General features: G+C 47.3%; 25 protein-coding genes and 1 pseudogene. 8 read left to right on the top strand and 18 right to left on the bottom strand.

What is annotated here, in order from left to right; all coding sequences use genetic code 11:
• Window positions 1-44: 44 nt before the first annotated feature.
• Window positions 45-959, top strand: a complete 915-nt coding sequence (locus tag LDB27_RS11155) for a bestrophin family protein (RefSeq protein WP_001562768.1) — start codon at window positions 45-47, stop codon at window positions 957-959.
• A 55-nt stretch (window positions 960-1014) separates the two neighbouring features.
• Here LDB27_RS11155 and LDB27_RS11150 read toward each other — a convergent pair whose 3' ends face one another.
• Window positions 1015-1557 (bottom strand): YybH family protein, encoded by a 543-nt coding sequence (locus tag LDB27_RS11150; RefSeq protein WP_000513122.1) that lies wholly within the window; start codon window positions 1555-1557, stop codon window positions 1015-1017.
• 715 nt (window positions 1558-2272) lie between these two features.
• On the opposite strand from LDB27_RS11150, the gene ompC reads away from it, so the two are divergent.
• Window positions 2273-3391 (top strand): porin OmpC, encoded by a 1119-nt coding sequence (ompC, locus tag LDB27_RS11145; RefSeq protein WP_000758335.1) that lies wholly within the window; start codon window positions 2273-2275, stop codon window positions 3389-3391.
• 140 nt (window positions 3392-3531) lie between these two features.
• Here the strand turns inward: ompC and hypA are convergent, their stop codons facing one another.
• From hypA to LDB27_RS11100, 9 genes are read right to left on the bottom strand one after another with little or no spacing between them, the layout of a single operon-like run.
• Window positions 3532-3873 (bottom strand): hydrogenase maturation nickel metallochaperone HypA, encoded by a 342-nt coding sequence (gene hypA / locus LDB27_RS11140; RefSeq protein ID WP_000544772.1) that lies wholly within the window; start codon window positions 3871-3873, stop codon window positions 3532-3534.
• A 12-nt stretch (window positions 3874-3885) separates the two neighbouring features.
• Complete coding sequence (locus tag LDB27_RS11135; protein ID WP_001189405.1) at window positions 3886-4773, bottom strand: ATP/GTP-binding protein; 888 nt, start codon at window positions 4771-4773, stop codon at window positions 3886-3888.
• Window positions 4761-5822, bottom strand: a complete 1062-nt coding sequence (locus LDB27_RS11130) for a hydrogenase expression/formation C-terminal domain-containing protein (RefSeq protein ID WP_001016748.1) — start codon at window positions 5820-5822, stop codon at window positions 4761-4763. The genes LDB27_RS11135 and LDB27_RS11130 overlap by 13 nt, the downstream gene beginning before the upstream one ends.
• 17 nt (window positions 5823-5839) lie before the next feature.
• A complete protein-coding gene (locus tag LDB27_RS11125) occupies window positions 5840-6250 on the bottom strand; it encodes a hydrogenase (RefSeq protein ID WP_000155983.1) in 411 nt (136 codons plus the stop codon).
• Window positions 6247-6546, bottom strand: coding sequence for a HypC/HybG/HupF family hydrogenase formation chaperone (gene hypC, locus LDB27_RS11120; protein ID WP_000334907.1), 300 nt, complete (start codon window positions 6544-6546; stop codon window positions 6247-6249). Before hypC ends, LDB27_RS11125 begins: the two co-directional genes overlap by 4 nt.
• On the bottom strand, window positions 6546-7154 hold the full coding sequence (hybD, locus tag LDB27_RS11115; RefSeq protein WP_000852664.1) for a HyaD/HybD family hydrogenase maturation endopeptidase: 609 nt from the start codon (window positions 7152-7154) through the stop codon (window positions 6546-6548). The genes hypC and hybD overlap by 1 nt, the downstream gene beginning before the upstream one ends.
• A gap of 5 nt (window positions 7155-7159) precedes the next feature.
• Window positions 7160-7903 (bottom strand): Ni/Fe-hydrogenase, b-type cytochrome subunit, encoded by a 744-nt coding sequence (gene cybH, locus LDB27_RS11110; protein WP_000924455.1) that lies wholly within the window; start codon window positions 7901-7903, stop codon window positions 7160-7162.
• Window positions 7854-9656 (bottom strand): nickel-dependent hydrogenase large subunit, encoded by a 1803-nt coding sequence (locus tag LDB27_RS11105; RefSeq protein ID WP_000331200.1) that lies wholly within the window; start codon window positions 9654-9656, stop codon window positions 7854-7856. Before LDB27_RS11105 ends, cybH begins: the two co-directional genes overlap by 50 nt.
• Before the next feature lie 2 nt (window positions 9657-9658).
• A complete protein-coding gene (locus LDB27_RS11100) occupies window positions 9659-10762 on the bottom strand; it encodes a hydrogenase small subunit (RefSeq protein ID WP_001194448.1) in 1104 nt (367 codons plus the stop codon).
• A gap of 417 nt (window positions 10763-11179) precedes the next feature.
• Here LDB27_RS11100 and LDB27_RS11095 point away from each other — a divergent pair, with 417 nt between their 5' ends.
• Window positions 11180-12271 (top strand): choloylglycine hydrolase family protein, encoded by a 1092-nt coding sequence (locus LDB27_RS11095; RefSeq protein WP_000976504.1) that lies wholly within the window; start codon window positions 11180-11182, stop codon window positions 12269-12271.
• Between the two features lie 45 nt (window positions 12272-12316).
• Window positions 12317-13108 (top strand): FadR/GntR family transcriptional regulator, encoded by a 792-nt coding sequence (locus LDB27_RS11090; protein WP_072208654.1) that lies wholly within the window; start codon window positions 12317-12319, stop codon window positions 13106-13108.
• Between the two features lie 58 nt (window positions 13109-13166).
• On the opposite strand, the gene LDB27_RS11085 is transcribed toward LDB27_RS11090, so the two are convergent.
• From LDB27_RS11085 to LDB27_RS11065, 5 genes are all read right to left on the bottom strand, one after another.
• Window positions 13167-14192: a zinc-binding alcohol dehydrogenase family protein gene (locus LDB27_RS11085; protein WP_000864927.1), complete on the bottom strand. Its 1026-nt coding sequence runs from the start codon at window positions 14190-14192 to the stop codon at window positions 13167-13169.
• The gene (locus LDB27_RS11080; RefSeq protein ID WP_000824236.1) at window positions 14167-15453 is read right to left on the bottom strand and encodes an MFS transporter; all 1287 of its coding nucleotides are present in this window, start codon (window positions 15451-15453) and stop codon (window positions 14167-14169) included. The genes LDB27_RS11085 and LDB27_RS11080 overlap by 26 nt, the downstream gene beginning before the upstream one ends.
• A gap of 176 nt (window positions 15454-15629) precedes the next feature.
• Complete coding sequence (locus tag LDB27_RS11075; protein ID WP_000476906.1) at window positions 15630-17186, bottom strand: PhoPQ-activated pathogenicity-related family protein; 1557 nt, start codon at window positions 17184-17186, stop codon at window positions 15630-15632.
• 69 nt (window positions 17187-17255) lie between these two features.
• Window positions 17256-18497 carry an MFS transporter gene (locus LDB27_RS11070; protein ID WP_001095723.1) on the bottom strand — a complete coding sequence of 414 codons (1242 nt, stop codon included), beginning with the start codon at window positions 18495-18497 and terminating at the stop codon, window positions 17256-17258.
• Window positions 18487-19995, bottom strand: coding sequence for an FAD-dependent oxidoreductase (locus LDB27_RS11065; RefSeq protein ID WP_000199421.1), 1509 nt, complete (start codon window positions 19993-19995; stop codon window positions 18487-18489). The genes LDB27_RS11070 and LDB27_RS11065 overlap by 11 nt, the downstream gene beginning before the upstream one ends.
• Before the next feature lie 44 nt (window positions 19996-20039).
• On the opposite strand from LDB27_RS11065, the gene LDB27_RS11060 reads away from it, so the two are divergent.
• Together LDB27_RS11060 and LDB27_RS11055 are read left to right on the top strand one after the other, a co-directional pair.
• Entirely contained in the window at window positions 20040-20528 is a 489-nt protein-coding gene (locus LDB27_RS11060; protein ID WP_001293633.1) for a MarR family winged helix-turn-helix transcriptional regulator, read from the top strand.
• A gap of 192 nt (window positions 20529-20720) precedes the next feature.
• Window positions 20721-21800 (top strand): S-adenosylmethionine:tRNA ribosyltransferase-isomerase, encoded by a 1080-nt coding sequence (locus LDB27_RS11055; protein ID WP_000954705.1) that lies wholly within the window; start codon window positions 20721-20723, stop codon window positions 21798-21800.
• 51 nt (window positions 21801-21851) lie between these two features.
• Here LDB27_RS11055 and LDB27_RS11050 read toward each other — a convergent pair.
• From LDB27_RS11050 to LDB27_RS11040, 3 genes and pseudogenes are all read right to left on the bottom strand, one after another.
• Window positions 21852-22133 (bottom strand): annotated as a pseudogene (locus LDB27_RS11050) (RidA family protein); the annotation flags it as partial.
• Between the two features lie 118 nt (window positions 22134-22251).
• Window positions 22252-22536 (bottom strand): type II toxin-antitoxin system RelE family toxin, encoded by a 285-nt coding sequence (locus tag LDB27_RS11045; protein ID WP_000221344.1) that lies wholly within the window; start codon window positions 22534-22536, stop codon window positions 22252-22254.
• Entirely contained in the window at window positions 22526-22774 is a 249-nt protein-coding gene (locus LDB27_RS11040; RefSeq protein ID WP_000885424.1) for a type II toxin-antitoxin system Phd/YefM family antitoxin, read from the bottom strand. The genes LDB27_RS11045 and LDB27_RS11040 overlap by 11 nt, the downstream gene beginning before the upstream one ends.
• 299 nt (window positions 22775-23073) lie before the next feature.
• Between LDB27_RS11040 and LDB27_RS11035 the strand changes: the two genes are divergently transcribed.
• Window positions 23074-23532 carry an STM2901 family protein gene (locus LDB27_RS11035; protein ID WP_000381836.1) on the top strand — a complete coding sequence of 153 codons (459 nt, stop codon included), beginning with the start codon at window positions 23074-23076 and terminating at the stop codon, window positions 23530-23532.
• A complete protein-coding gene (locus tag LDB27_RS11030; protein WP_000253166.1) occupies window positions 23526-23858 on the top strand; it encodes a DUF1493 family protein in 333 nt (110 codons plus the stop codon). The genes LDB27_RS11035 and LDB27_RS11030 overlap by 7 nt, the downstream gene beginning before the upstream one ends.
• The last annotated feature ends 41 nt before the right edge of the window (window positions 23859-23899 follow it).

The raw sequence follows: 23899 nt of genomic DNA, 5'->3' as shown, positions 1-23899 counted from the left end.
GATCACGTTTAATGACAGTGCTTTTTTACCTGCTGAAGATAATCATGATCGTTAGACCACAACAGCACTGGATTCGCCTGATATTTGTCTGGCATGGTTCCGTGTTATCTAAAATCTTTTCACGACTGCTCCTTAACTTTCTTCTTTCTATCGCCGTTATTATCATGCTGCCCTGGTACACAATGCTGGGTATTAAGTTTACCCTTGCGCCGTTTAGCATACTGGGCGTCGCTATCGCCATTTTTCTGGGGTTTCGCAATAATGCCTGTTATGCGCGTTACGTCGAAGCCCGACATTTGTGGGGGCAGTTGATGATCGCTTCACGCTCAATACTGCGAGAGGTGAAAACAACCTTGCCTGATGAACGCGGTATCGAGGATTTTGTTCGGTTACAAATCGCTTTTGCCCACTGTTTGCGTATGACATTGCGTCGACAGCCTCAAACGCAAGTTCTGGGAAACTATCTTGACCAGGAGGCGTTACAGAAAGTTGTAGCTTCCCATTCCCCCGCTAACCGTATCTTATTGCTGATGGGAGAGTGGCTGGCGATTCGCCGCCGCAGCGGAAAGCTTTCCGATATTTTATTTCATAGCCTCAACAACCGTTTAAATGATATGTCGTCAGTGTTGGCCGGCTGTGAACGCATCGCCAACACGCCGGTGCCTTTTGCCTATACGTTAATTTTGCATCGTACGGTTTATCTTTTCTGCATTATGTTGCCATTTGCACTGGTGGTTGATCTGCACTATATGACACCGTTTATTTCGGTGCTTATTTCTTATACGTTTATCGCGCTGGATGCGTTAGCGGAAGAGTTGGAAGATCCGTTCGGTACTGAAAATAATGATTTACCGCTGGATGCGATATGCAATGCGATAGAAATCGATTTACTGCAAATGAATGATGAAAGGGATATTCCGGCAAAACGGATACCGGATAAGCACTATCAACTGACCTGAGATCGTCTTAACTGGCGCAGAATGTTCATCTGCGCCATAACCTGAAGAGCAAAGCTTAATAGCCTTCTCCAACGCCGGTTTTGGCTGGACCGGAGTAGTGGACATGAACGATTCGCCATCCTGTGTTTGGTATCTTCGCCCACACCTGGCTTTCGCGGCCTGTCGTGTGTTGAGTCTGCCCATTATCACGGCGTACCGCGGTAAAATGCCAGTCGAACTCTGCAACGGCGGCATTGCCATACACATGAATAGCCGGGGGAGCGTCCAGTTTTAATGTGCGTTTGCTGAAGGTTTTACCCATAGTGGTGCCATAAAAATTTTCAGCGATCTGCGACCATCCGCGTTCGTGACCGCGTGGATGAATAAAACTGGTTTCTGGTGAAACATAAAAGAGCTGCTTGCCTAACGTTGGGTCTGCCTTATCTATTGAATAAAGGTAACGGTTAATACCTTCTGTAATTTCTTGTTTAACGGTCGACGTAGCTTCATTTTGTGCGGCGGTTGGCGTTGCCGCTGATGCCGATGACGCCATCAGAGTTAACGTTATCGCGGCGGCCGAAAACAATAGTGACGTTTTTTGCATAATAGTTATACCCATATAGTCTGTTTTTGAGACGCTTTATCTTTCCTGTTACGTTCACCTTTATACTAAAGGAGCATGGCTCACGAACAATAAAAACATCCTTCTATAAAATTACCCCGAAAAGGGAGTAGTGCAATTAAGAATATCGTATTTGTTTGTAACGGCATGACTCAAAATATCAACATTTAGAGTTTCAGTATTGTTGTTGTCCCTTGACTTACTTTTATGTTTATTACCACTGGTAAATAGTTAACCTTATGAATAGTGATACACAAATGACCGTTTGCGCTATGTGATAATTAACCATAGTAAAAATACACGAAGCGAAGAAGTGCTATTTCAGTAGTACTGATATTTTCATAACGCTAATTTAAAAATAAATGCAAACGTAACAAATTATACACAAAAATAAGAAGGGCTGTGGCCTCAACTGACTTGATTATGATTCCGTCTTAACGAATGTCAGCCGAGTGTTCAGTGCCATTCTCGCCCTGGCATCCCCGACCGTAAGCCTGTTCTCTACTGGTAACCCCCTTGTTATTACAGCAGAAAACAGGGCATATCATTGATGTAGTCATGCTTAACTTGCATTTTAACATCACTAATACATAGCAAGCTAATATTACACTTTGAAACTTAACGTACGGTAATTGTTAGTGATATTGTCCTGGACAGTTCCGCGAGCAGGTTTTGCGGAAAGTCCAAAAATAAGACAAATAAGGCATATAAAATGAAAAAAGTAGTGGTGTTATCTGCGGTAGCCGCAGCCGTAATGATGGCTGGAGCCGCCAACGCAGCAGAAATCTATAACAAGGATGGCAATAAACTGGATTTGTATGGCAAGGTCGACGGCCTGCATTATTTTTCCAGTAATCATAGTACGGATGGCGATCAATCTTATATCCGTATGGGTATTAAAGGCGAAACTCAAATTACCGATCAACTAACCGGTTTTGGACAGTGGGAGTATCAGGTCAACGCCAATCGTCCGGAAGATGGTGACTCCAGCGGTTCCCCGCAAAGCTGGACGCGTCTCGGTTTTGCTGGTTTGGCATTTGCCGATATGGGGTCTGTTGATTATGGTCGTAACTATGGCGTGTTATACGACATTGGTTCATGGACTGACGTACTGCCTGAATTTGGTAATGATTCGTATGAAGCTTCCGATAATTTTATGACCGGACGTGCGAATGGCGTTCTGACTTATCGTAATAATGATTTCTTTGGTCTGGTTGATGGTCTGAATATTGCGTTGCAGTATCAGGGTAAAAATGACGGCCTGTCGAAAGAAGGCGATCCTTTAAGTAATAATGCCAGAAAAAGTATCGCGTACCAGAATGGCGATGGTTTCGGGGCATCAGCGACATATGATTTGGGCATGGGGGTGAGCCTGGGGGCAGCCTATACCAGTTCCAAACGCACGCTTGATCAGATGACGCAAGATAAATACGACAATGGTGACCGCGCTGAAGCCTGGACTGGCGGCGTGAAGTATGATGCCAATAATATTTACCTGGCGGCAAACTATACCCGTACTTATGATATGACCTATATGGGCGATACATTGGGCGGCTTTGCACATAAAACCGATAACTGGGAAATGGTAGGGCAATATCAATTTGATAATGGCTTACGCCCATCACTGGCGTTCCTGCAATCCAGAGCCAATGATGTTGATGGACTGGGTTCGTTCGACCTTGTGAAATATATTGATGTGGGTTCCTACTACTACTTCAATAAAAATATGTCCGCGTATGTTGACTACAAAATCAATCTGCTAAAAGATGGCAACCCATCGAATCCTAATACAGACAACACCGTGGCGCTCGGCTTAGTCTACGAGTTTTGATAAAACTTGCTGATTAAGACAGTTTAGGGATACCCTCCTTTTCCCAAAACTGTGTCACTGCTTAACCTTTATTATTGTTAATTTATTCTTTTATTATTTCAGGACGCTTCTGGCGTCCTTTTTTATTGACTATTCGTTGGCTATTCGACTTCGATCTCGCGAATGCGCATTCTGCTACTGTCATCTATCTGCACTTTACCTGAATGACAAAAGGGGCAACAGAGTGTGGACGTTTGAGAGGTGAAGGGTTGATTACAGGACAGACACCAACCTTGCGCCGGTGCGATAGTAATGTGGAAACGCGCATTGTCAGCAAGGGTATGACGAGCGGCGACGTCCAGGCCAAAATGCAGCGCCGGCACCTCAACACAGGCCATAACGCCAATCTCCAGCCAGACTTGCTTTACCTTGCTGAACTGGTGATTTACTGCCTGCTCCTCCAGCAATTCGATAATATTTTGCGCCAGGGCTAATTCATGCATGGGCCAGCTCCTTCATTCAACAATATTTACGGCGACACAAGGATCAATTACCTGTAACTGTTGCGACCACAATGAGAGTGGAATAGTGGCCAGTTCGCGAGCAATGACGCCGTCAGATTGGGCGTGACGTGTGGTAGGCGAGATAATACGGTAATCAAGAATATTGCCTGACGTCGTCAGTCTGGCCTGATGAACTAACCATCCTCGCGCGGTTTCCACTACTGCGATTTTCCAATCGCCATCATCAAAACGATTCCAGCGCAGGGTAGGAAGGGCGCTCAAACTTCGGGCGAGCGTAATGCAGCGGGCCAGCAGACGTAGCGCAGTCGTTTTACCGCTAAGACAACAGGCTGACAGCAGCGGATATTCGATAGCCAGAGGCGAGACATCCAGGGGACCATGGGTTATTAACGTATGGTCCGGGGACGACGCCATCGGTAGTGTAGGTGTAATGATATTCTGTACTGCCGCCAGCCAGCGGGCGGTTTCAGAACGCTCTTGCAAAAACCAGGCTTCCCAGCCCTTTACGCCAGCGGCAAGCCAGGTCTGAGGATCATCGTCAAAAAAGATTGTGCTTGCCAGCGGGGATAACTCTCCGCGACGTAACAACGCCCATTCTTCAGCGGTTGCCTGTCGGTGGCTAAACAGGGGGAGCCAGTCGGTCAACGCGCGACGGAGCGTTTCTCGCGCCAGCTCCTGTTGTGCGGCCTGCATATCTGGCTTCTCTTCAGGAAACAACAGTAAAGCCGCCGCTACGCTGTGTGCCTGAGCGCACAACGTAAACAAACGTGAAATAAGCGTTTTTGCGTATACCGGTGTTGCGCCCTGTAACAAACGACCGATCGGCGCCTCCTGCCAGATAATCCGTAGCGGGTGAGAATAGACGGTCAATCTTTGCACGAATTATTACCTTCATCGATCACCATAAACCCGGACTTACTGGTTTCGCAAACCGGACAGCACCAGTAATCAGGTAACTGGCTGAAGGGCACGCCGGGTGGAATTTGCCATACGTCATCGCCCAGCGCAGGGTCGTAAACCCACCAACATACTTTGCACTCCATGCGCACCACTGGCTCATTTTCTGTGACCGGGTATTCTTTCAACCATTCCAACGTATTTTTTAGCCCCGCGTAGGCATCTTCGATATCGTCGATGCCTGCAACGGCGATATCAGGAATGTCCGCTATCTCAATCATATCTTGCAGTAATGTATTCATATCATTGAAATAATTTACCCGCCATACGCCGGGAAAATGCGTACTTACAATCCGGCATTTACCATATCCGCGTGAAAAAATAGCGCTACAACCTTCGCCTAAAAAATGATCCAGATACTCGCGATCGGCATCGTTTACTGGCAACAGCGTTAAGTTAATGATATGCGGCTCTTTTACCGGCTGTTTTACGCGCTCGGCTATTTCATGCGCGATAAAGGCGCCATTCATCAGTCCCGCCGGTTGTGGCGGCAATTCTGGCGTAATCGTCGGCTGCGGATGCGTCTGCCAGATGCTCTCCGGGATCGGGCCAATGATAATTTCATCGGCAACCCGTTGCTGGTCAGCGTTATATTCACGCACACGCCAGACACCCGTAAAAACCGTCTCCTGAATACGCTGTTCTTTTCCATCGGATAATAGTACCCGGGCGGAGATTTCACCTTCGCCGAGCAGTTGATCCAACAAACCGCTATTCTGTTGCTCAGTGGCATTCAGCTTATAGCTCAGGGGAAATGGGAGCGTTGCCACCGGGTTATCCATATCGCGAATAAGCGTAGTCAGGATGTGTCTGGCAACACGAAGCTCAGCGGGCAACGCCTGTTCCGGTAAAACCGGCGTCAGTGGTAGATTAATGCCGGCGGGGATAGGAAGAAAGTTAAAGTCTTCCTCTTCTGGCTGCGAGCCTGGTCCGGCAATATTAACGACTGGAATAGTTCTGGAATGATTCACGTGTGTTACCTTTCATTCTATTGCGTGATAACGGGAATATCCTGACGATAGCCCGGTGTGGTCAGCAATGCGGCCACCCGCTGAGAGTATTCTTGCCAGCTATATAATCCCGCCAGACTGCCGACAAAACGGTGCTGGCGAAAGAAAAGCAGCGCCGGATATTTCAGAATGCGATACTCCCGGGCGATCAGATCACTCTGTTCGCTATCCGCAAATGCCGCGGTATAAGACGTCGCCGGAAATTGCTTGAGGATCTCCGGGATAATGACCCAACTGTCGGCGACTTCCGGATGTTTGTTGGGGTCGCTTTGCAGCAAAACCAGCACAGTCGGATGCGCATTAATCAACGACGGGAGCGTTTGCGCATCGGTAACCAGAAAGCCTTTATCCGCCAGTGGACAAACAGGATTTTGGGGTGAGATAGTCATTTTTTTAAATGCTCCGGTAATTCAGGCGTGCGAGACAATAAATCGGCAAAACCGGTCAGCGGATCGCTTTGCGTAAGCATGGCCTGTTCCAGCGAGTCCAGCGCCGCCAGTACCTCAACGGCTTCCGCTTCGTCCATTTCTCGTCGTGCTGCGCCGCCAAATGTCAGCAGCCATGCGCCTGCTAAGGGGGGAGCCACAAGCCGAATATCAACGTCGATAAGCTCGCCGTGTCGGTCGCGGCATTTGGCGAACCACTGACCGGGTGAAATAACCTGCACAGGAACGCCAATACACATTATGATTTCTCTCTCTGTAGCACCCGAATATCGCCGACCCGGCAAGCGCTTTGCGCATCTGGCCGTTCATCTTCGTAGCGTTCCATACACAGGCTGTAATGATTGAGTCTCTCAGTGGGCAAGGCCGCTGAAGAGGCGGTGATACCCCATTGCGCCAGCACTTCCTGCGCGAGATAGACCGCAGGCATCAGTTGCGCCTTTACCTGCGGCGTAAGACTCCCGCCATAGTCATCCAGACATTCCGGCTGCACGCCAATCAGCACAATCTCCGATAACTGGCCGCCGGTTAATTGCAGCAATGCCAGCACTTCAGAAAAACTGGTCTGATGTAAACTGAGTTTTTTCGCCGTCAGATAGGCGGGAACCTGTTCATCACGAAACATCGCCAGCGAACCTGGCGCCATACCAAAATCGATAGCATCCATGATTAACAGTTTTTCGGTCTGTTGCAGCCAGGGCAGCAGCGCCAGTCCCTGCGTACCGCCATCAACAACGTCAACTTTCTCGTTATCGGCATACTGTTCAAACAGCTTTTCCGCCGCTCTGACGCCGAACCCTTCATCTGCCCAAAGCAGGTTGCCAAGCCCTAAGATTGTTACTTCTGCCATTGTTATCACCTGAACCAGCGCCAGCCGCTTATCATGACGGAAATCACGCTTTGTCGGCTCATAATGTCTTCGCGGATAGCGGTATAAACATGCGCAATGACGAAGGCGATAATGAACCACATGCCCAGCCGGTGCCAGAAATGTAGCGCGAGGCTATCGTTGCCAGTCAGGCGAATCATCCAGCCAAACCATTGATACGCCCAACTGTCTGTTCCAAGCCCTTCGCCATAGAGCGCAAAGCCGCTACACACCATCAGTACGGACATCCAGAAATAGAACATTACCGCCAGTCCCGCTACCGGATTATGTCCATAGTAACGATGGGCCTCTTTTTCGAGGAAAAAATACCAGCGGATTTCGCTGATAACGCCTTTGCGCCAGGCGCGGCGCCAGAACGGAACCAGAAACATCTCCCTGGCGTACTCATTGCCGACACATGCCCAGTAAATACGAAACAGCAGCGCGACAGTAAAAATATACGCCGTGGTAAAATGGATCAGTCGTATCCAGCCCATCCAAAACATAAAGGTCGCTTCACCTTGAATCGATGGCAGGGGGTGGCCAATGAAATATCCTGTAACAGCCAGGACGACAATGGATAACGCCGTGATCCAGTGCCATAAACGGACCGGCGCTTCATAGATATAGTACCCCTGGCTGGTTATTTCTTTGAGATGCATTGAGACCTCCGAATCGTCGTCATCGTACCTGAACCCTGACCAGCTCCCCTCCATGATTATCAATAACATGGGTGGAGCAGGCCAGGCAGGGATCGAAGCTGTGCAGAGTACGTAAAATCTCCAATGGTTGATCGGGAACGGCGAGTTTAGTCCCCATTAACGCCGCTTCGTACGCGCCAATTTGACCTTTATCGTCACGTGGCCCGGCATTCCAGGTTGTCGGTACCACACACTGATAGCTGTCGATTTTCTGATTTTCAATTTTTATCCAGTGCCCCAGCGCGCCGCGCGGCGCCTCGCTGAAACCAACGCCTTTTGCCGATGTAGGCCAGGTATCGGGTTCCCAGAGCGTGACGTTTGCCGTCGCCGTATCGCCGGACTTGAGGTTACGCATCAGACGATCGAAGAAATATTGCAGCGTATTGCCTGCCCATACGGATTCCAGCGCACGCGCGGCAGTACGTCCTAATGTAGAAAAGAGCGCTTCTTTAGGCAGCTTTAATACACTAAGCAGTTGATCCACGGGTTCTTTAAATTCCGGTTTATTTTGATGATATCCAATCAGATAACGCGCCAGCGGACCTACCTCCATCGCATGTCCCTTCCAGCGCGGCGATTTAATCCATGAATATTTAGCGGACTCATCCACCTGTTCGATAAAGGTTTTTGTGCCTTTATAGTGTTCGCCCATGACCAGTTGCGGTTCGGTCAGACCATCCCAAGGATGCAGGCCCTTATCGTTATTGCCGTTACCATAGGTATACCAGGAGTGAGTGACAAACTCCTGGATCTCATCGGGGGCGGTTAAATCGACAGGATGAATTTCGTCGAAACGACCGTTAATGATAGCCCCACGCGGAAGCAGAAGATTACTGGCGGAATAATCGTTAGGGTTATCCGGAAACTCGCCATAAGCCAGCAGGTTCATGCTCGATAACCCGCCGCCGATTTTTGCCCAGTCTTTGTAATAACTGGCAATCAGCAAGACGTCCGGAAGATAAACCTGTTCGCAGAACTGGCGAGCTTTTTGGATGATGGAACTGACAAGGTTCAGGCGTTCCATATTCACTGCGCCGACCGCGCCCGTTTCGTCAAGGTTGATGGCGCAAGGAACGCCGCCCACCAGCCAGTTAGGATGCGGGTTTTTACCACCGAAAACGGTGTGAATTTTTACGATCTCTTTTTGAAAATCGAGTGCTTCAAGATAGTGGGCGACCGCCAGCAAATTGGCTTCCGGCGGAAGTTTCATCGCCGGATGTCCCCAGTAGCCATTACGGAAAGGGCCAAGTTGACCGGACTCGATAAACCGCTTCAGTCGATTTTGCAAATCGCGGAAATATCCCGGCGAGGATAGCGGCCATGCGGAAAGGCTTTGCGCGATGGCGGAGGTCTGATGCGGGTCGGCTTTCAGGGCGGCAACCACATCAACCCAGTCCAGCGCGTGCAGATGATAAAAATGCACCAGGTGATCGTGAACGTGTAGCGTAGCCTGCATCATATTACGGATACAGTTTGCGTTGTCCGGAATCGCGATTCCCAGCGCATTTTCTACGGCACGGATTGAGGTCAGAGCGTGTGTACCGGTGCAGACGCCGCAAATGCGTTCAACGAATGCCCAGGCGTCTCGCGGATCGCGACCTTTCAGGATAACCTCAAGGCCGCGCCACATGGTGCCGGTCGACACGGCGTTAGTAATGACATTATTACTGTCGATATTCACTTCGCAGCGCATATGCCCTTCGATGCGAGTAACCGGATCGACCACAATTCGTCGTCCGCTATTGTCCAGCGTAAAACCCTGAGTCTGATAAGGATATGCCATAATTATTTTTTCTCTTCCGGAGCGTTTTCTGATGACGTGTTGTTTTTATTGCGGGCATGTTTTATGGCGCTCACCGTGGCGTGAGCGATGGCGGCAGCGCCCGCGACGCCGGCAACGCCCAGTCCGATTTTATCGGCGGTAGCCTCAATGCCGGTTTGCGGAATGCCCGTTGCCCGGCTGTAAAAAGAACCGTAATCCCAGAATCCATCTTCCGAACATCCGAGGCATCCATGACCTGACTGGATAGGAAAAGACACGCCATCATTCCAGCGAACGGTTGAACAGGCGTTATAGGTGGTCGGGCCTTTACAGCCCATCTTGTACAGGCAATACCCTTTTCTGGCACCTTCGTCATCCCACGCTTCCACAAACTGACCGGCATCGAAATGCGCGCGTCGGTAGCATTTGTCATGAATTCGCTGGCCATAAAACATTTTTGGTCGTCCAAGACGATCAAGGGGAGGGATGCGATCAAATGCCAGCATATAGGTGATAACGGCGGACATCACTTCAGGTATAGGCGGGCAGCCTGGCACTTTAATAATGGGTTTATCGGTAATTAATTTGTGAACCGGCGTGGCTTTAGTTGGGTTGGGACGGGCTGCCTGCACGCAGCCCCATGATGCGCAGGACCCCCAGGCGATAATCGCTTTAGCATCCGCGCTGACGCGTTTTAACTTCTCCAGGAACGGCTCGCCAGCCAGTATGCAAAACATCCCATCTTCATTCAGCGGCGCATTACCTTCCACGGCAACGATATAATTTCCTTTGTACTCGCGCATCACATCCGCCAACGCCTGCTCGGCTTGTTGCCCTGCGGCGGCCATAATGGTGTCGTCATAATCCAGGGAAATGAGCGACAGAATGGCATCTTTTGCCAACGGGTGCGCAGAGCGAATGAAAGACTCGGTACAGCAGGTACATTCAAGACCATGCAGCCATATCACTGGCGTACGCGGTTTATTCTCCAGGGCATAAGCTATCTGAGGAATCATCGAACTGCTCAGGCCTAAAGACGTTGCGGTAAGGCTGCAAAACTTGAGGAAGCTACGCCTTGTCACGCCGTGTCTACGCATAACTTGATAAAATGTATCTTGTGTTTGCATAACGTTTATCCCAAACCACTATAGTTAGTGTGGGCATCATATGTTGCATTTCTTGTCTTTCTCAACGTGTTTTAGTAGCAATTATGTTTCTAATTCGTAACAACCGATTACATGTGTGCTACTCACATTACTCAAAAACATAAATTAATTTAATGTTATTGGTGATGTGGAGTAAATATAGCGTTGTGAAGGTATCTCTTAATGTTGATAAGATTTATTTATAACATGGTGGGATTTTTTTAAATGGTCACACGGATAACGCGTTTCATGTTAGTTCGCTGTGTTTAACTCTCCTTTAAACCCGTCAGTTAAATTTATTAGCTTGTAAAATAAGATCACAATTAATTACGTGCTGCATAACCATTGATAGATTTAATTTAATATATTCATCCAATCCATTCTACAAACAAGGAGAGCATGATGAAAAAAAGTAAAGCAATGTTATTTATCGCTCCGGCGCTGTTTTCATACGCCCTGGCTGCACAGGCCTGCACAACCCTTGCTATTCAGGATAAACAAGGCGATGTTTTTCATGGACGTACGCTGGAATATATGCAGGATTTACCCTCATGGTTAACGTATTATCCGGCGGGAACACAGTTTGATAAAAAAACGCCGGATGGCAGTCAGGGAGTGAGCTATCAGGCGAAATATCCGATACTGGCCATTACTTCCACCATTACTGATGGCGATAGCAGAGACATACTTGAAGGCATGAATAGCGCGGGATTGTCATTTAGTGAAAACATGATCATGAATGCGCAGTTGCCGCCATTGCCCGCGAATGAATATAAACAGGCAATTCCTGTCACCTCGTTGGGAGAATGGGCGCTGGCCCGTTTTGCTACTGTCGGCGAGGTAAAACAGGCAATAAAAGAGGGTAAATTCTGGTCACCGGAACTGCATCGGTTTGGCGATCTTAAATCGCCATTTCATTATGCGTTTTACGACAAGAAAGGAGGAAGCATTGTCGTTGAAGTGGAAAATGGCAAATTCCATGTCTATGACAATCCCACTCGCGTGATGACAAATGGTCCCGCATTCCCCTGGCATCTGACAAATCTGAATAACTATACGCAATTAACCAATGTGGACCGCTCTTCAGGCACACTGGGCGGGATAAAAGTGATGCAGCCTGATAGCGGGATTGCTATTGCAGACTTGCCATCGTCCGATACGTCGGTTTCCCGTTTTATACGCGGCGTTTATTACACCACATATGCGCCGCAAGCGACATCCGCCCACGATGCAATGAATACGCTTGCGCATATTATGAGCCGTTTCGATCGTCCGAAAAATATTACGGTTGATTATATGGGGAGTGAAGGGGAAGGCAACGCCACCCGCAAACCGGTCTCAGAATATACGGTTTGGACAACGCTGTCTGACTTAACGCACGGTGAGATGATGGTGCGCGGCTACAATGATATCAACTATAAAACCTGGTCTCTTTCTCAGTTTAAGAACGCGACTGCGCCCGTGTTCGAGAAAATCAACGTCAAAGGATAAATCGCTCGTCTCGGTTTAGGTTCCCCGGTAGTCTCAGCGAAGGTAATGGAGACTACCGGCGGTTGCTTCTCTTTATCATGCACGGTAATTAATTATCACGATCACCAGCGCCAGGATGGTATGCTAAATCCATTCAAAATCCCCTGGATATGGATTGGAGGGCGCATGGTTATACCTGAGGTCAGGCAGGAGAGGCTCTATCAGAAGATAGCCAACCTCATCATTAAGCTGATCAATGATAATATTTTTCCCCCGGGAACTTTTTTACCGCCAGAACGCGAACTGGCAAAACAGCTTGGCGTGAGCCGCGCCTCCTTGCGAGAAGCCCTTATTGTACTGGAGATCTCCGGATGGATCGTGATTCAGTCCGGTAATGGGGTTATCGTTTCAGATAAAAAACACCTTGCCAGCGACTATACCATCGAAGAAATTTTCTCTACTCGCGAGCTGGTCGATAGCCATTGTGCGCGCTTAGCCGCACAAAACGATAACGTTGACGTCATCAACCAAATAGAGGCGATTTATCATCGTATGGATCAAGCCATTAACGATAATAACGTCCACGGCTTTTACTCGCTGGATAAAGAATTTCACCTTGCGATCTCTGAGGCCAGCCGTAACCGGGTGTTGTTCGATATGTCCCGTATGTTATGGGAACAACGGATTAATATCCCTTATGCCGGGCTTGATGAGCAGTCTGGAGACAGAAATGTTTTACTTAATCTCAACAAACAACATAAAGCGATAGTGGATGCGATGCGCCAGTCTGATGCTGACAGCGCCTATGAGGGATCTCTGGAACATTTACGCTATGTGAGAAAGATTGTCGGCGGCTAAGTTTGTCGATGAATAACACCGCATGGCGGTCATGCCATGCGGTAGAACTCGCCGTAAATCAATGGAAAACAGCATTAATCTTTAAGTAGCGCTCCGGATAGCGATCAAGCTCTTTAACTGCATCAGGGATCTCATCAAGATTGACGATCTTACTGACAACATCTTGCGGATTAATCTCCAGCGTTGACAGCATGCGTAATGCCTCATCAAATTCACCGGCACTGGTGCGGGAACCGCGTAAATCCAGTTCTTTGTAGGTGATCAGGTTCGTCGGCAGCGACGTTTCCTGTTTTGGCCATCCGGTAAACGAAATACGACCAGCAAACGATGCTAAATCAAGCGTATTTCGAATAGCGCTATTTGCGCCGGAAGCTTCTATCACGACCTGCGCCATGGTGCCGTGGGTGATATTTTTAATAGCGTCGATAACCTGATCGTCAGCGGCGTTCAGCACATAGGGAACGCCAAGCTTTTGCGCATAGCGTAGCCTTTCTTCCACAATATCGATCAGAATAGGCGTTGCCTTGTAATGACGCGCGCTTAATGCCGCCATAAGACCAATGGCCCCCGCGCCGATGATGGCAACATATTCCCCGGCCTTAACGTTTGCCCGATGCAGCGCGTGCAGAGCGATGGTCAGCGGTTCTGCCAGCGGCGCCATTTCAGAAGGTACATTATCTGGTATTTTATGAATTAAATGTGCGGGATGAGTAACCACCTCCTGCATTGCGCCATCGACATGCACGCCAATGACGTTTAAATTTTCACAACAGTTAGTTCTGCCGACAGAGCAAGGGTAGCAGTGACCACAATAAATATAGGGGTCAACAATCACGCGGTCGCCTTTTTTAATATTGTCCGGCATTCCGGCGCCTTCCTGAAGAACAATTCCGGTCACTTCATGCCCAATAATTCTTGGGTAAGTAACAAGTGGGTTCGTTCCACGAAAAGCCCCGATATCCGATCCGCAAATGCCTGCAGCATCAACCTTAATTAATACTTCATTTTCTTTCTTATGGGGATAATCCACCCAGCGGGTTTCAACTTCACCAGGCTTATTAATGAACACAGCTTTGACTTTCATTGGCTTTGAATCCTTTACTTTTTACAAACACGAAGACCAACAGGCTTGAAACGATAGCGATAGCACCAGCCAGATAGAACGCATAGTCATATTTACCGCTAAATTGAACGATAAAACCGGTGACAAGCGGACCGATAATACCGGATATATTAGCCAGGCCATGCATGGCTCCGCCGACGCTCCCTACCTTATCTTTATGAACAACATCCTGAATAACCGCCCAATAAATTGGGCCCGTTAAATAGAGCAGGAAGAGTGAAACTGACATGAGCGTAATTGCGCTACCAATAGTGCTAACAGTACCGGAAACGGCAACACATACCGCTGCGCCTGCCAGACATACGCCCAGAATAAGTCGACGTGAGAGCAGAGCATTACCGGTAATCCGATAAATTACATCAGAACAGACGCCGCCGAGCACCATACCAATGGCGCCGATGACCCAGGGAATTACCGTGGCGATACTAATTTCTTTAATATCGAGATGTAACGAATGGTTCAGGTAACTTGGGAACCAGGTCAGGAAGAAAAAAAGAATATAGTTATAGCTGAAAAAAGCCAGAGTTGTCGCCCATACCATTGGTTGTTTCATGTAATAGCCGAGTGAAGGCGTAGCCCGGCCATCATCAGATAAAATAACGTCCTCATGATTTTCAAAATCAATGCGTTCTTCCGGCGCCAGGCGTTTACTCATTGTTGGCTTATCGCTAACGATAAAGTACCAGAGCAGTACCCAGGCCAGGCCAAATAAGAAAATAATGCCAAATGCGGGGCGCCAGCCTAAGGATAACGCCAGCAGGCCCACTATCGGCCCGGACACCGCGCCGCCGAGCGGGGAACCGGCGCTAAAAATTCCGATCGCCGTGGCAGACTCCTTTCGGGAAATCCAGTTATTGATGATTTTATTTCCGGCAGCGCTGACCGGTCCTTCAGCCATACCGAAAAGAACGCGCACGATAAGCATTGTCCACAATCCGGTGACTAAACCAGTTAAGCCACAAAATACAGACCATAGTAACGCTGCGATGAGAAAAACCGTTTTTGGCCCAACTTTATCGCTGGCCCAGCCACCAATAAAATTAAACAGGGCGTATCCGATAAAAAATGCGCTGAAGATCATTCCCATCTCCGCGGCGTTAAATCCTAACTCCTTTTCGATCAAGGGGGCAGTTATCGACAATGCTGAACGATCCATATAGTTGAGCATGTAAACTATAAATAGAAGAAAAACGATAAGCCATCCCATTGTTTTTCTTTTCATGATTAATCCTCTTATTGTGGTCTAGCGGCCTGACCACAATATTTTAAGGTTATTTTCAAATCACCTCTCTTGTGGTTAGAACGTGATCAATATAACAAAAATTTATCGCAGAGGATTTTTATCCATCGCAAGCGTGATGGATAAAATTCTTTAAAATCAGATAATTACTTGAAAATTCAATCGGGGCTATCGTTTTCCCCTAATCCACGCCCCGGTAACGTTTGACATGCGGCGTTAACAGAAGGTGGCGCTGTCTGTGGGTATTTTTCATCGGGCGTAATATAAACCTGACTCGTGGCGACATAGCCATCATTAAAAGTGGCTTCGATATAGGTAGCTTCCCAACCTGTCTTCGGTTCATTTAACGTAATACTGATCTTATTGTTGGCGGGAATATCTATTGTAAGCGGCTGATAGCGGATGCCACAGGCATAACGGAAATCACGCGCATTTGGATTGTTGGCTGTCCAGCGAACGACTTTTACCGGCGCTTCTGAGAAATAGACCGTAAGAAGATGGTGGTGAATAAGGCCGATCAACTGTGGTAATGTTTTTTTACTTTGAAACCTATTAATAAATGGAACGAGGCTTTCTTCAGCGAACTGGTTAATTGAGTAGTGGTTCATATTAGGCACTATACGTAATGATTTTACGCCAGGGAGTTTGCTATAATAAAAGCGAGTATTGTCTGGTACGAAAAAATCATCGCCGCTTGCATTAATAATATATTTCGGTATTGCAAGGCGGGGTTGATAAATAGTGTTGAGATATCTTAACGGATCTATTATTTGCCTTAGCTGGGTAAATGTGGGGGATTTTATTTTCTCATCTATGCCTTGCTGGTAGTAGGGGTAGAATGTAATGGGCCAATTTCCACCGTATGATTGATAAATATGCTCAAGTGAAGCATCAATATCAAGTAGATCAATGGCGAAGGGAACAATTGCTTCAACATCAGGATCGGCAATAGCTGACAACCAGGTGGTCCACCCACGCTTTGAAATACCTGTAATGATAAAGGAATTTATATTCCATTGCGTTAACTCCTTTTTTGCTAATCTCATCGCTTGCGATAGGGCAGTGACCATAGGAATATTTAAGGGCATTAACTCACGTTGCTCCGGCGCTTCCATAAATAATGCCCAGCTTCGGGAAACGCTCTCGTCCTCTTTCAGTGGTTTTTTATCATCCTGAAAGGTTAAATATTGGTTAGGTATATCACTCACTGATATTACGATGGTATTCGTATCACGGGCGATGCTTGCCAGTGTTTCCTGGGGGAAATCACCGGGTTTACCAGTGATTTGTACGCCTTTATCATAATTAATTCCGTTGTTTACAACCACCAAAGCATGGTGCTCTTTTGCCGTTTCAGGGATATAAATATCAACGTTATGTCGCCATTGCGCAGGGGTTACCATGTCATCTGGCGACCAGTGTTGCGATAATAATTCATAGTGTCTGACTACCACCTGTGCTAATGGAGCTGTACTAATCAAGGTATATTTTAGCGGTGTGCCTGAAATCTTCTCCCGGTAGTCGGGGAGAACATGAGACAAATCACACTCCGGGCTGTTTCGACAAAAGAAGATGTTGTTATGAAGTAGTGTATAAACTTTTGTAGAAATAAAAAACAGTACGATAACAACGAGATATATTTTTTTCATGCTTTCCCCGCGCTTTACAAGGGCAAATGCCAACCAGCATAATTTCCATAAATACCTCTTAAACATTCAATATAAGTACAATACTTTTGATAAATAAGGGAAGAAGGGAGTAATAATGCTTGTGACGTTGTCACATTATTCTGTTTCTGGTTTCGCTATTAGCACTGAACTTTTTGAAAGGTAAATCATTGCCGTCACCAGACCAATAATGGCGACAGAGATAGCTATACCGATCCAGACACCATACAGGGCATAACCCAGGACAAATCCGCCCAATACGGGGGATATAAAATCAGCGATTGCGATTAATGCCTGCGCCGTTCCGATGACGATACCTTGTCGGGCAGGCGATACATGGACGGACAAGGCGGCAAGATAAGTGGGTTTGGCTAGCGCATCAGCGATACTAATACAAACGATAGCAAAAATAAGCACTGGTATGGTCGTGGCGATACCCGCAGTGAGAAATCCAGTACAAAGAAGGGCGAAGATTAGAATAATTAGCTTTCGCTCCGAAAAATATTGGCTCACCCAACCTAACAGAAATAGCTGAACGAAAATATTAATAACCCCGTCCGCCATTAACAGGTAGCTTAACGCTTTTGGCCCAAAGGGAAGCCCATTCCAGATGAAGGTGTCAGAAAGAAAAACAGGTAATTGTGAAGAGTACATGCCATAGGCGAAGAAATGACAAAGCATTACGATGATTAAGACGCGAAGGACTGGCATCTTTAAAATAGCGCGGGCAGATAACGCCGCTATTTTATCTGCGGTACGTGATGTTGTGGACGGGTCTTTTAACCCCCAAATCGCGACCAGGGCAGACCCAAGGACAAGTATAAAGGCGGCGTAGATCGGCGCGCTCAGACTGATACGCGATAGCCACCCTGAAACGCCTGCCCCGACAATACCGCCTAAACCAATGCAGCCTGTGAGGATACCGATTGCCTGGCGCCGATTTCTGACGTGCGTACAATCGGCAATATAGGCTGCGGCGGCTGACAAATTCCCGGCGCTAATGCCAAAAAGCGTGCGGGCGAGCAGGATAAACAGGATACATTGCGCGTTGGCGAGTAATAGTAAACTTATCGCCGCAATAGTCAGCGTGATAATCAGTATTCGCTTGCGGCCAACGCGATCGGAAAGGTGGCCAATCAGGGGCGCCGCACAAAATTGGCTAAAAGCCTCAGTGGCGATGATGATTCCAATGATAAGCGGCGAACCGCCCATCTCGCGGATATAAAAAGGCAGTACCGACATCACTGCCGCTGTACTGGCGGCGTAAAGGCCGACAAGCAGGAAAACAGGCAAAATACGCCGCTTGTTGAGCGGGGTGATAGTTTCGCTGTCGGTGTTCTCATAGACATTAGTATTCATCTTTAATCCCTATGGCAAAACGAGAGAGATAATTTTCAATATCGTTGCACTGTTTGCTGTGAAAGAACGCGCCGACATAGCCATCGGGTCGGATCAGCACGCATTGACCCGGCGCCAGTTGATAGGACTCCCGGAAGTGCCCCAGGGTATCGATGAGTTCGTCCTGCTCGCCAATGTGATGAATACGCAGACCTCGCCGCGCATCGATGACCTTACCGTGGGTTTCGTAGGCCAACAGATTCCAGTCCGGACCTTGTAGTAACTGAAATAATCGTAATGATTGGCCGCCGGCGCCCAAAAGAGGAGCATCCGGCGCTCTTTCTCCCGCTTGTAACCCATGCTGACGTTCGGGCAACGTGTGGGCTAAGGGGGAGTTGGTATACTGGATGTCAAGTTGTTGAACGTCGCGTTCTCGTTTGATGCCGCCCTGTTTTTGAGAGTCAAGTAATCGGGTAGAAAGGTGGAGCAGTGATTCGGCTACCGGACGGCGTTCCTGTTCATAGCTATCGAGAAGCTCTTCTCCTGCGCCCCGCAGCGAGGCTGCCATTTTCCATCCCAGGTTATAGGCATCCTGGATGCTGGTATTTAACCCTTGCCCACCCGTCGGCGGATGCACATGAGCGGCATCACCGGCTAAAAATACCTTACCCACACGGTAATGTTCCGCTATGCGCGCATTCATCTGGTACTTCGATACCCAGGGAATCGAATGGATGCGAACATCCTTCCGCCCGATTCGCTCAGTAAGAAAAGCCGTGAGCACGTCGGCTGAGAAATTCTGCGAGTCGTCCGGGGCCAACAATGCCTGGATTTGAAAGAGCTGCGTGCCGGCGAGAGGGCAAATCATTATCATCCGCGCCATATCGCCATCGTTAAAATGGTGCCATACATCCCGGTTCAGACCGGAAAGTGAAGCGTCAGCCACAAGCGCATGGATTCCCAACGTATGGCCGGGGAAGCTGACGCCTAATTTCTTTCTGACAAAGCTTCCGCCGCCATCCGCGCCTATCAAATAATGAGCGATGATGACCTCTTCTCCAGCCGGCCCGGCAACATACGCGGTGACCGTGCGTGGGGTTTGCGCAAAATGTCGTAATTCGCAGCCGAACTCCACCCGATGTCCCCACGCTTTTAATTGCTCTCGCATAATCGTTTCTGTCACGTTCTGTGGAACCATCAATGGCAGATGGTAGGGTTCGGCGTGGGTCGGTTTTGTATGATGCGCAATATCTGAATCTACATAGCTTCCGTCGTGACGGTAGGTTCGTAATCGGGGATAGAGTCCGCCGGCGGCGATCACTTTATTGAGTATTCCAAGATCCTCGAAGATTTCTTGCGTTCGCGGCTGAATACCTTTACCGCGGGAGCCGGTAAAAGGCGTCGTTCTTTTCTCAATCAGGCGAAATGAGACCCCGTGACGCGCCAGTTCGATGGCTAAAGTAAGCCCGGTTACGCCAGCGCCGCAGATCAGTACATCTGTAGTGGTGTATCTTGTCATCGTCTCTCCGATATGTGTATTATGCACATAAGAGGAGACATGCTATGTCAGAAAATAAAAATGTGCAAGATACACATATTTCCGAGCAAATGAAGGCGCTTCACGGTGCGTTGATTCGCGTGGTGAGCGCGCTTAACCGGCCTCGTAATGATGAGAAATTAATTGCAGAGGCGGGGATTCAACTCGATCGTGCGCTATTTTCGATCCTTATTAGTATCGAACGTTTAGGGCCGATTGGCGTTGTTGAGTTAGCCGAACGTGCCGGTCGTGATTATACGACGGTAAGCCGACAGGTCGCCAAACTGGAGAAGTTGGGGTTGATAATACGGCAGCATAATGCCATCGATCGTCGTATACGCGAGGCCGTTATTTCCCGGACAGGAAAGGCGATGACGGAGCGTATAGACGCTGCGCGAGAGCAAATGGGCAAAGTTGTTTTTAAAGACTGGCCTCAGGATGAACTTGATGTCTTTGTTCGGTTAATGCAAAAGTTTGCCGATGCAATGGATAGCGATGCTCCAATGCCGGAATAAGCAAAAGAAAAGGGCGGTCAAATCCGATCGTCCAGGTTAATATCGGTATCTGACATTGATTAAATAGCCAGCAAAGTAAATATAACAACAACATTTATCGAGTTAATTTTCACCCTTTGAAAGGCTAACGTATACTGCAGAATACGGCTATATAACAATCGCCGTATCAATGGTTTTTCAAAGGGTAAATATATGCTTACCGAAAAATATAATTTTCGCATTACCGATCAGATGACTATCCCACTCAGACCTCATTGGATAGCCAATGATTCATACAGGGAAAAGTGTAAAATGCTTGTCCTCAACCGGAGTAAAGGGGAAATTCATAAGGTAGACTTTAGTAAAGTAACAGATTATATCAAAGAAGGTGATGTAATCTGTTTTAACGACAGTACTATAATAAACCATATGTTTATCTGTAAAACAAGACGGAATAGATTAATTAAAATTGTTTTAGAGGGATTTTTACCAAATAATAGAGTAATTATTTCCGGACTTTTAAAAGAAAGACTTAACGCGAATGATGTTTTCTATTTGGTTGATAACCCTGGAATTTCCATTAAAATAGAGCAAAAGTTTAGCGAAGAGAGCCAGTACCGAGCCGTCGTGGAAAATCATGAGGCCTTAATTTGCTATTTAGCCAGTCATGGTGAGCGTCTTGATGAGTATGTGGACTCCAGCTTGTTTTATAAATATCCAGATGCTTACCGTTCCGTTTTTTCTAAAAAGTATGGCTCTTTGGAAATACCTTCTGCCGGCATTCATTTTACCTGGGATCTTATCCAAAGAATCAAAGATAAAGGTGGGTTAATATCTTTTATTACTTTACATGTTGCATCAACAGAAATGTTGTCCAACAGAAAAATACAAACAAAATGTGTAGAGGAAGTGACTATCAACGAAGAATATTACGAGGTTTCGCAAGCAACAGCGGATATCATTAATACTGCGAAGCAAAATGGCGGACGTATTTTTGCCGTAGGAACTACCGTTACACGATGCCTGGAATCCGCGTATTCGAGGGAGCACAATTGCCTCAAAGCAAGTTCTGGCTGGACTGCACTTTATATACATCCAGGCTATCAACTGAAAGTGGTTGACTGCCTGCTAACGAACTTACATCAGCCAAAAACGACGCATATGGTGTTAACCGGTCAGTTTGCTGGGGTTGATCTACTCATGAAGGCCTATGCCTCAGAAGATATCCAGTCATGTCAGTTCGATATGTTTGGTGATTGCATGTTAATCATACAGGATGAAGGGCAGGGATGAATAAAATAAAACCGGTACACATAATGCTACCGGTTTTACCGAGAATAAGCATCAGGGGATTCGGGCAATAACCTTTATTTCGAAATCAAAGCCGGCCAGCCAGGTAACGCCAACAGCGGTCCAGTTAGGATAAGGGGGATGGGCAAATATCTCCTGTTTCACCGCCATAACGTCGTTAAGTTGTTGCTCTGGATCGGTATGGAATGTGGTGACATCCACTATGTCATCGAATGTGCATCCTGCTGCAGTCAGTGTTGCTTTCAGGTTTTCAAAAGCAAGCCTCACTTGTTTTTGAAAATCAGGCTCCGGCGTGCCGTCTGTGTGACTGCCTACCATACACAACGTAGGCCATAGTTTCATATACGTGACATATGTCAAGGTGCCGTCACATAAAAGAACTGAGCCTGTTTGTCGTATCGCTTGACGGGGAAAGAGGGCATTTCCTGAGTGATTAGCTTCTGTGTTGTGTCACTTTGTAGACGGCATCATTTTCACGCTTTCCAACACCAATGACAGTTACCGTGATAATTTCATCTTCGACGCTGTACACCAGTCTGTATCCTGCACCACGCAGCTTAATTTTGTACTGATCCTTTCTTCCATGTAATTGAGAAGCCGGAACCCGAGGGTTTTCAAGCCGTTCCCTTAGCTTTTTTTTAAACTGTTCCTGTATGGTATGACCCAGTTTTTTCCACTCTTTTAGTGCTGATTCGTTAAATGCCAGCTTATAAGTCATCAATGTTGACCTCAATGACGCGTTCATTCGCACGCTCATCGATAATACGACCGAGTTCTTCATCCTCAAGAATATCCATAAGATGAGCATAAAGTGCCGGAGGCACACAGTAGAAAGCCGGTTCATTACGGTTAAGAATGGCAACTGGAGCGCCATCTCCGGCATTGAAAGTTCCCATTGGATCACGTTTCAGTTCTGTAATGCTTGCTGCAGTAGTCGTTAAAATTTGAAATGCCATAATTTACCTCCTGGTTGATGACTAAATATAGCACCTTTAATAGTACTAATAAAAGCATCCTTCACGAAGGGGATTCAGCTCCAGCCCGGTCAGTGATGCGGGCAGCTGACGGTTTTTTCAAGGCTAAGTTCAGATGTCCAGAACCTAACTGCTTGTATCGATTACCAGGAACGTTAACAGCGTGCGCACCAGCTTGCCATTGTCTAATTCAAGCACACGACAAACAAATGTGTTATAACAATCCTATAAAGTGGTTGCATTGCCAATGCATAAAGTTAATTTAATCAGGAAATTAGAGTATGGATACAGTTGAAGAGCTTAATAGCACTTATTTTTATGCCGGACGTTCAAATCTGACTGCTAGTCAGTTGCTGTTTATGATTTTCTGCGAAAACACTGCCAATCAGTTGGGTGTTCAGGATTTTGGGGCGATAGTGTCTATTGTGGCTGGATTGAATGTTTTGCCTACGCGGACAAAACCGCGTGGTGCTATTGAGGGTACATCGTTAGCTTCCCGTGGTTCTCGTAAAGTATTTGGTATTGCTAAATTTCCTTGGGGAATACAGTTGCCATCTGTGATAGGTGGATACCCGCCATCAACGTTAAAAATAAAAATGGTTGCGAAAATTAGCGCGTTTACCGGTCGTGCTATACCTGTTGTCGGATGGATTATTCTGGCCTCTGACGTGTCGCAGATTGCATATCGTACAGTCAGGGATTACAACCGTATTGCCAGAGGAAGCGATAAAATATGGTAAGTGATACTCTCGAACAGCGGATTTATGAACTGGTAAGAAGCCATGATGGAATTTACCCTTTTAAGAAAAAAGAACTGACACCGTCAACAGATGTGGATTCAGATTTACGGTTGGAAGATGATGAAGCACTGGCATTGATGGATGATTTTTTTACGACATTTAATGTAGATAGAGGGAATTTCTCGATCACAACATACTATCCGCCAGAACCACCGCTAAAGCATTTGCTTAATCCGTTTCGCAAAAACGATATTCCTCAGGTGCCGGAGTTCACGATAGGTATGCTCATTGAGTCTGCCAGGGCTGGTCGCTGGTTGTATGACTGATTCACGCTGGGGGGCTGCTTTTAGCCCTCTGCTATTCTTGT

It is taken from the genome of Salmonella sp. JXY0409-18 (assembly GCF_020268625.1).
GTDB lineage: Bacteria > Pseudomonadota > Gammaproteobacteria > Enterobacterales > Enterobacteriaceae > Salmonella > Salmonella enterica.
This window is presented reverse-complemented; position numbering and strand designations above follow the sequence as displayed.

Excerpts from the sequence above, each read along its gene's own strand:
- LDB27_RS11155 (WP_001562768.1), top strand. The coding sequence starts at position 45 with ATGATCGTTAGACCACAACAGCACTGGATTCGCCTGATATTTGTCTGG.
- LDB27_RS11150 (WP_000513122.1), bottom strand. The coding sequence starts at position 1,557 with ATGGGTATAACTATTATGCAAAAAACGTCACTATTGTTTTCGGCCGCC.
- ompC (WP_000758335.1), top strand. The coding sequence starts at position 2,273 with ATGAAAAAAGTAGTGGTGTTATCTGCGGTAGCCGCAGCCGTAATGATG.
- hypA (WP_000544772.1), bottom strand. The coding sequence starts at position 3,873 with ATGCATGAATTAGCCCTGGCGCAAAATATTATCGAATTGCTGGAGGAG.
- LDB27_RS11125 (WP_000155983.1), bottom strand. The coding sequence starts at position 6,250 with ATGACTATCTCACCCCAAAATCCTGTTTGTCCACTGGCGGATAAAGGC.
- hypC (WP_000334907.1), bottom strand. The coding sequence starts at position 6,546 with ATGTGTATTGGCGTTCCTGTGCAGGTTATTTCACCCGGTCAGTGGTTC.
- hybD (WP_000852664.1), bottom strand. The coding sequence starts at position 7,154 with ATGGCAGAAGTAACAATCTTAGGGCTTGGCAACCTGCTTTGGGCAGAT.
- cybH (WP_000924455.1), bottom strand. The coding sequence starts at position 7,903 with ATGTTATTGATAATCATGGAGGGGAGCTGGTCAGGGTTCAGGTACGAT.
- LDB27_RS11105 (WP_000331200.1), bottom strand. The coding sequence starts at position 9,656 with ATGGCATATCCTTATCAGACTCAGGGTTTTACGCTGGACAATAGCGGA.
- LDB27_RS11100 (WP_001194448.1), bottom strand. The coding sequence starts at position 10,762 with ATGCAAACACAAGATACATTTTATCAAGTTATGCGTAGACACGGCGTG.
- LDB27_RS11095 (WP_000976504.1), top strand. The coding sequence starts at position 11,180 with ATGATGAAAAAAAGTAAAGCAATGTTATTTATCGCTCCGGCGCTGTTT.
- LDB27_RS11090 (WP_072208654.1), top strand. The coding sequence starts at position 12,317 with ATGGAGACTACCGGCGGTTGCTTCTCTTTATCATGCACGGTAATTAAT.
- LDB27_RS11085 (WP_000864927.1), bottom strand. The coding sequence starts at position 14,192 with ATGAAAGTCAAAGCTGTGTTCATTAATAAGCCTGGTGAAGTTGAAACC.
- LDB27_RS11080 (WP_000824236.1), bottom strand. The coding sequence starts at position 15,453 with ATGAAAAGAAAAACAATGGGATGGCTTATCGTTTTTCTTCTATTTATA.
- LDB27_RS11075 (WP_000476906.1), bottom strand. The coding sequence starts at position 17,186 with ATGTTTAAGAGGTATTTATGGAAATTATGCTGGTTGGCATTTGCCCTT.
- LDB27_RS11070 (WP_001095723.1), bottom strand. The coding sequence starts at position 18,497 with ATGAATACTAATGTCTATGAGAACACCGACAGCGAAACTATCACCCCG.
- LDB27_RS11065 (WP_000199421.1), bottom strand. The coding sequence starts at position 19,995 with ATGACAAGATACACCACTACAGATGTACTGATCTGCGGCGCTGGCGTA.
- LDB27_RS11060 (WP_001293633.1), top strand. The coding sequence starts at position 20,040 with ATGTCAGAAAATAAAAATGTGCAAGATACACATATTTCCGAGCAAATG.
- LDB27_RS11055 (WP_000954705.1), top strand. The coding sequence starts at position 20,721 with ATGCTTACCGAAAAATATAATTTTCGCATTACCGATCAGATGACTATC.
- LDB27_RS11045 (WP_000221344.1), bottom strand. The coding sequence starts at position 22,536 with ATGACTTATAAGCTGGCATTTAACGAATCAGCACTAAAAGAGTGGAAA.
- LDB27_RS11040 (WP_000885424.1), bottom strand. The coding sequence starts at position 22,774 with ATGGCATTTCAAATTTTAACGACTACTGCAGCAAGCATTACAGAACTG.
- LDB27_RS11035 (WP_000381836.1), top strand. The coding sequence starts at position 23,074 with ATGGATACAGTTGAAGAGCTTAATAGCACTTATTTTTATGCCGGACGT.
- LDB27_RS11030 (WP_000253166.1), top strand. The coding sequence starts at position 23,526 with ATGGTAAGTGATACTCTCGAACAGCGGATTTATGAACTGGTAAGAAGC.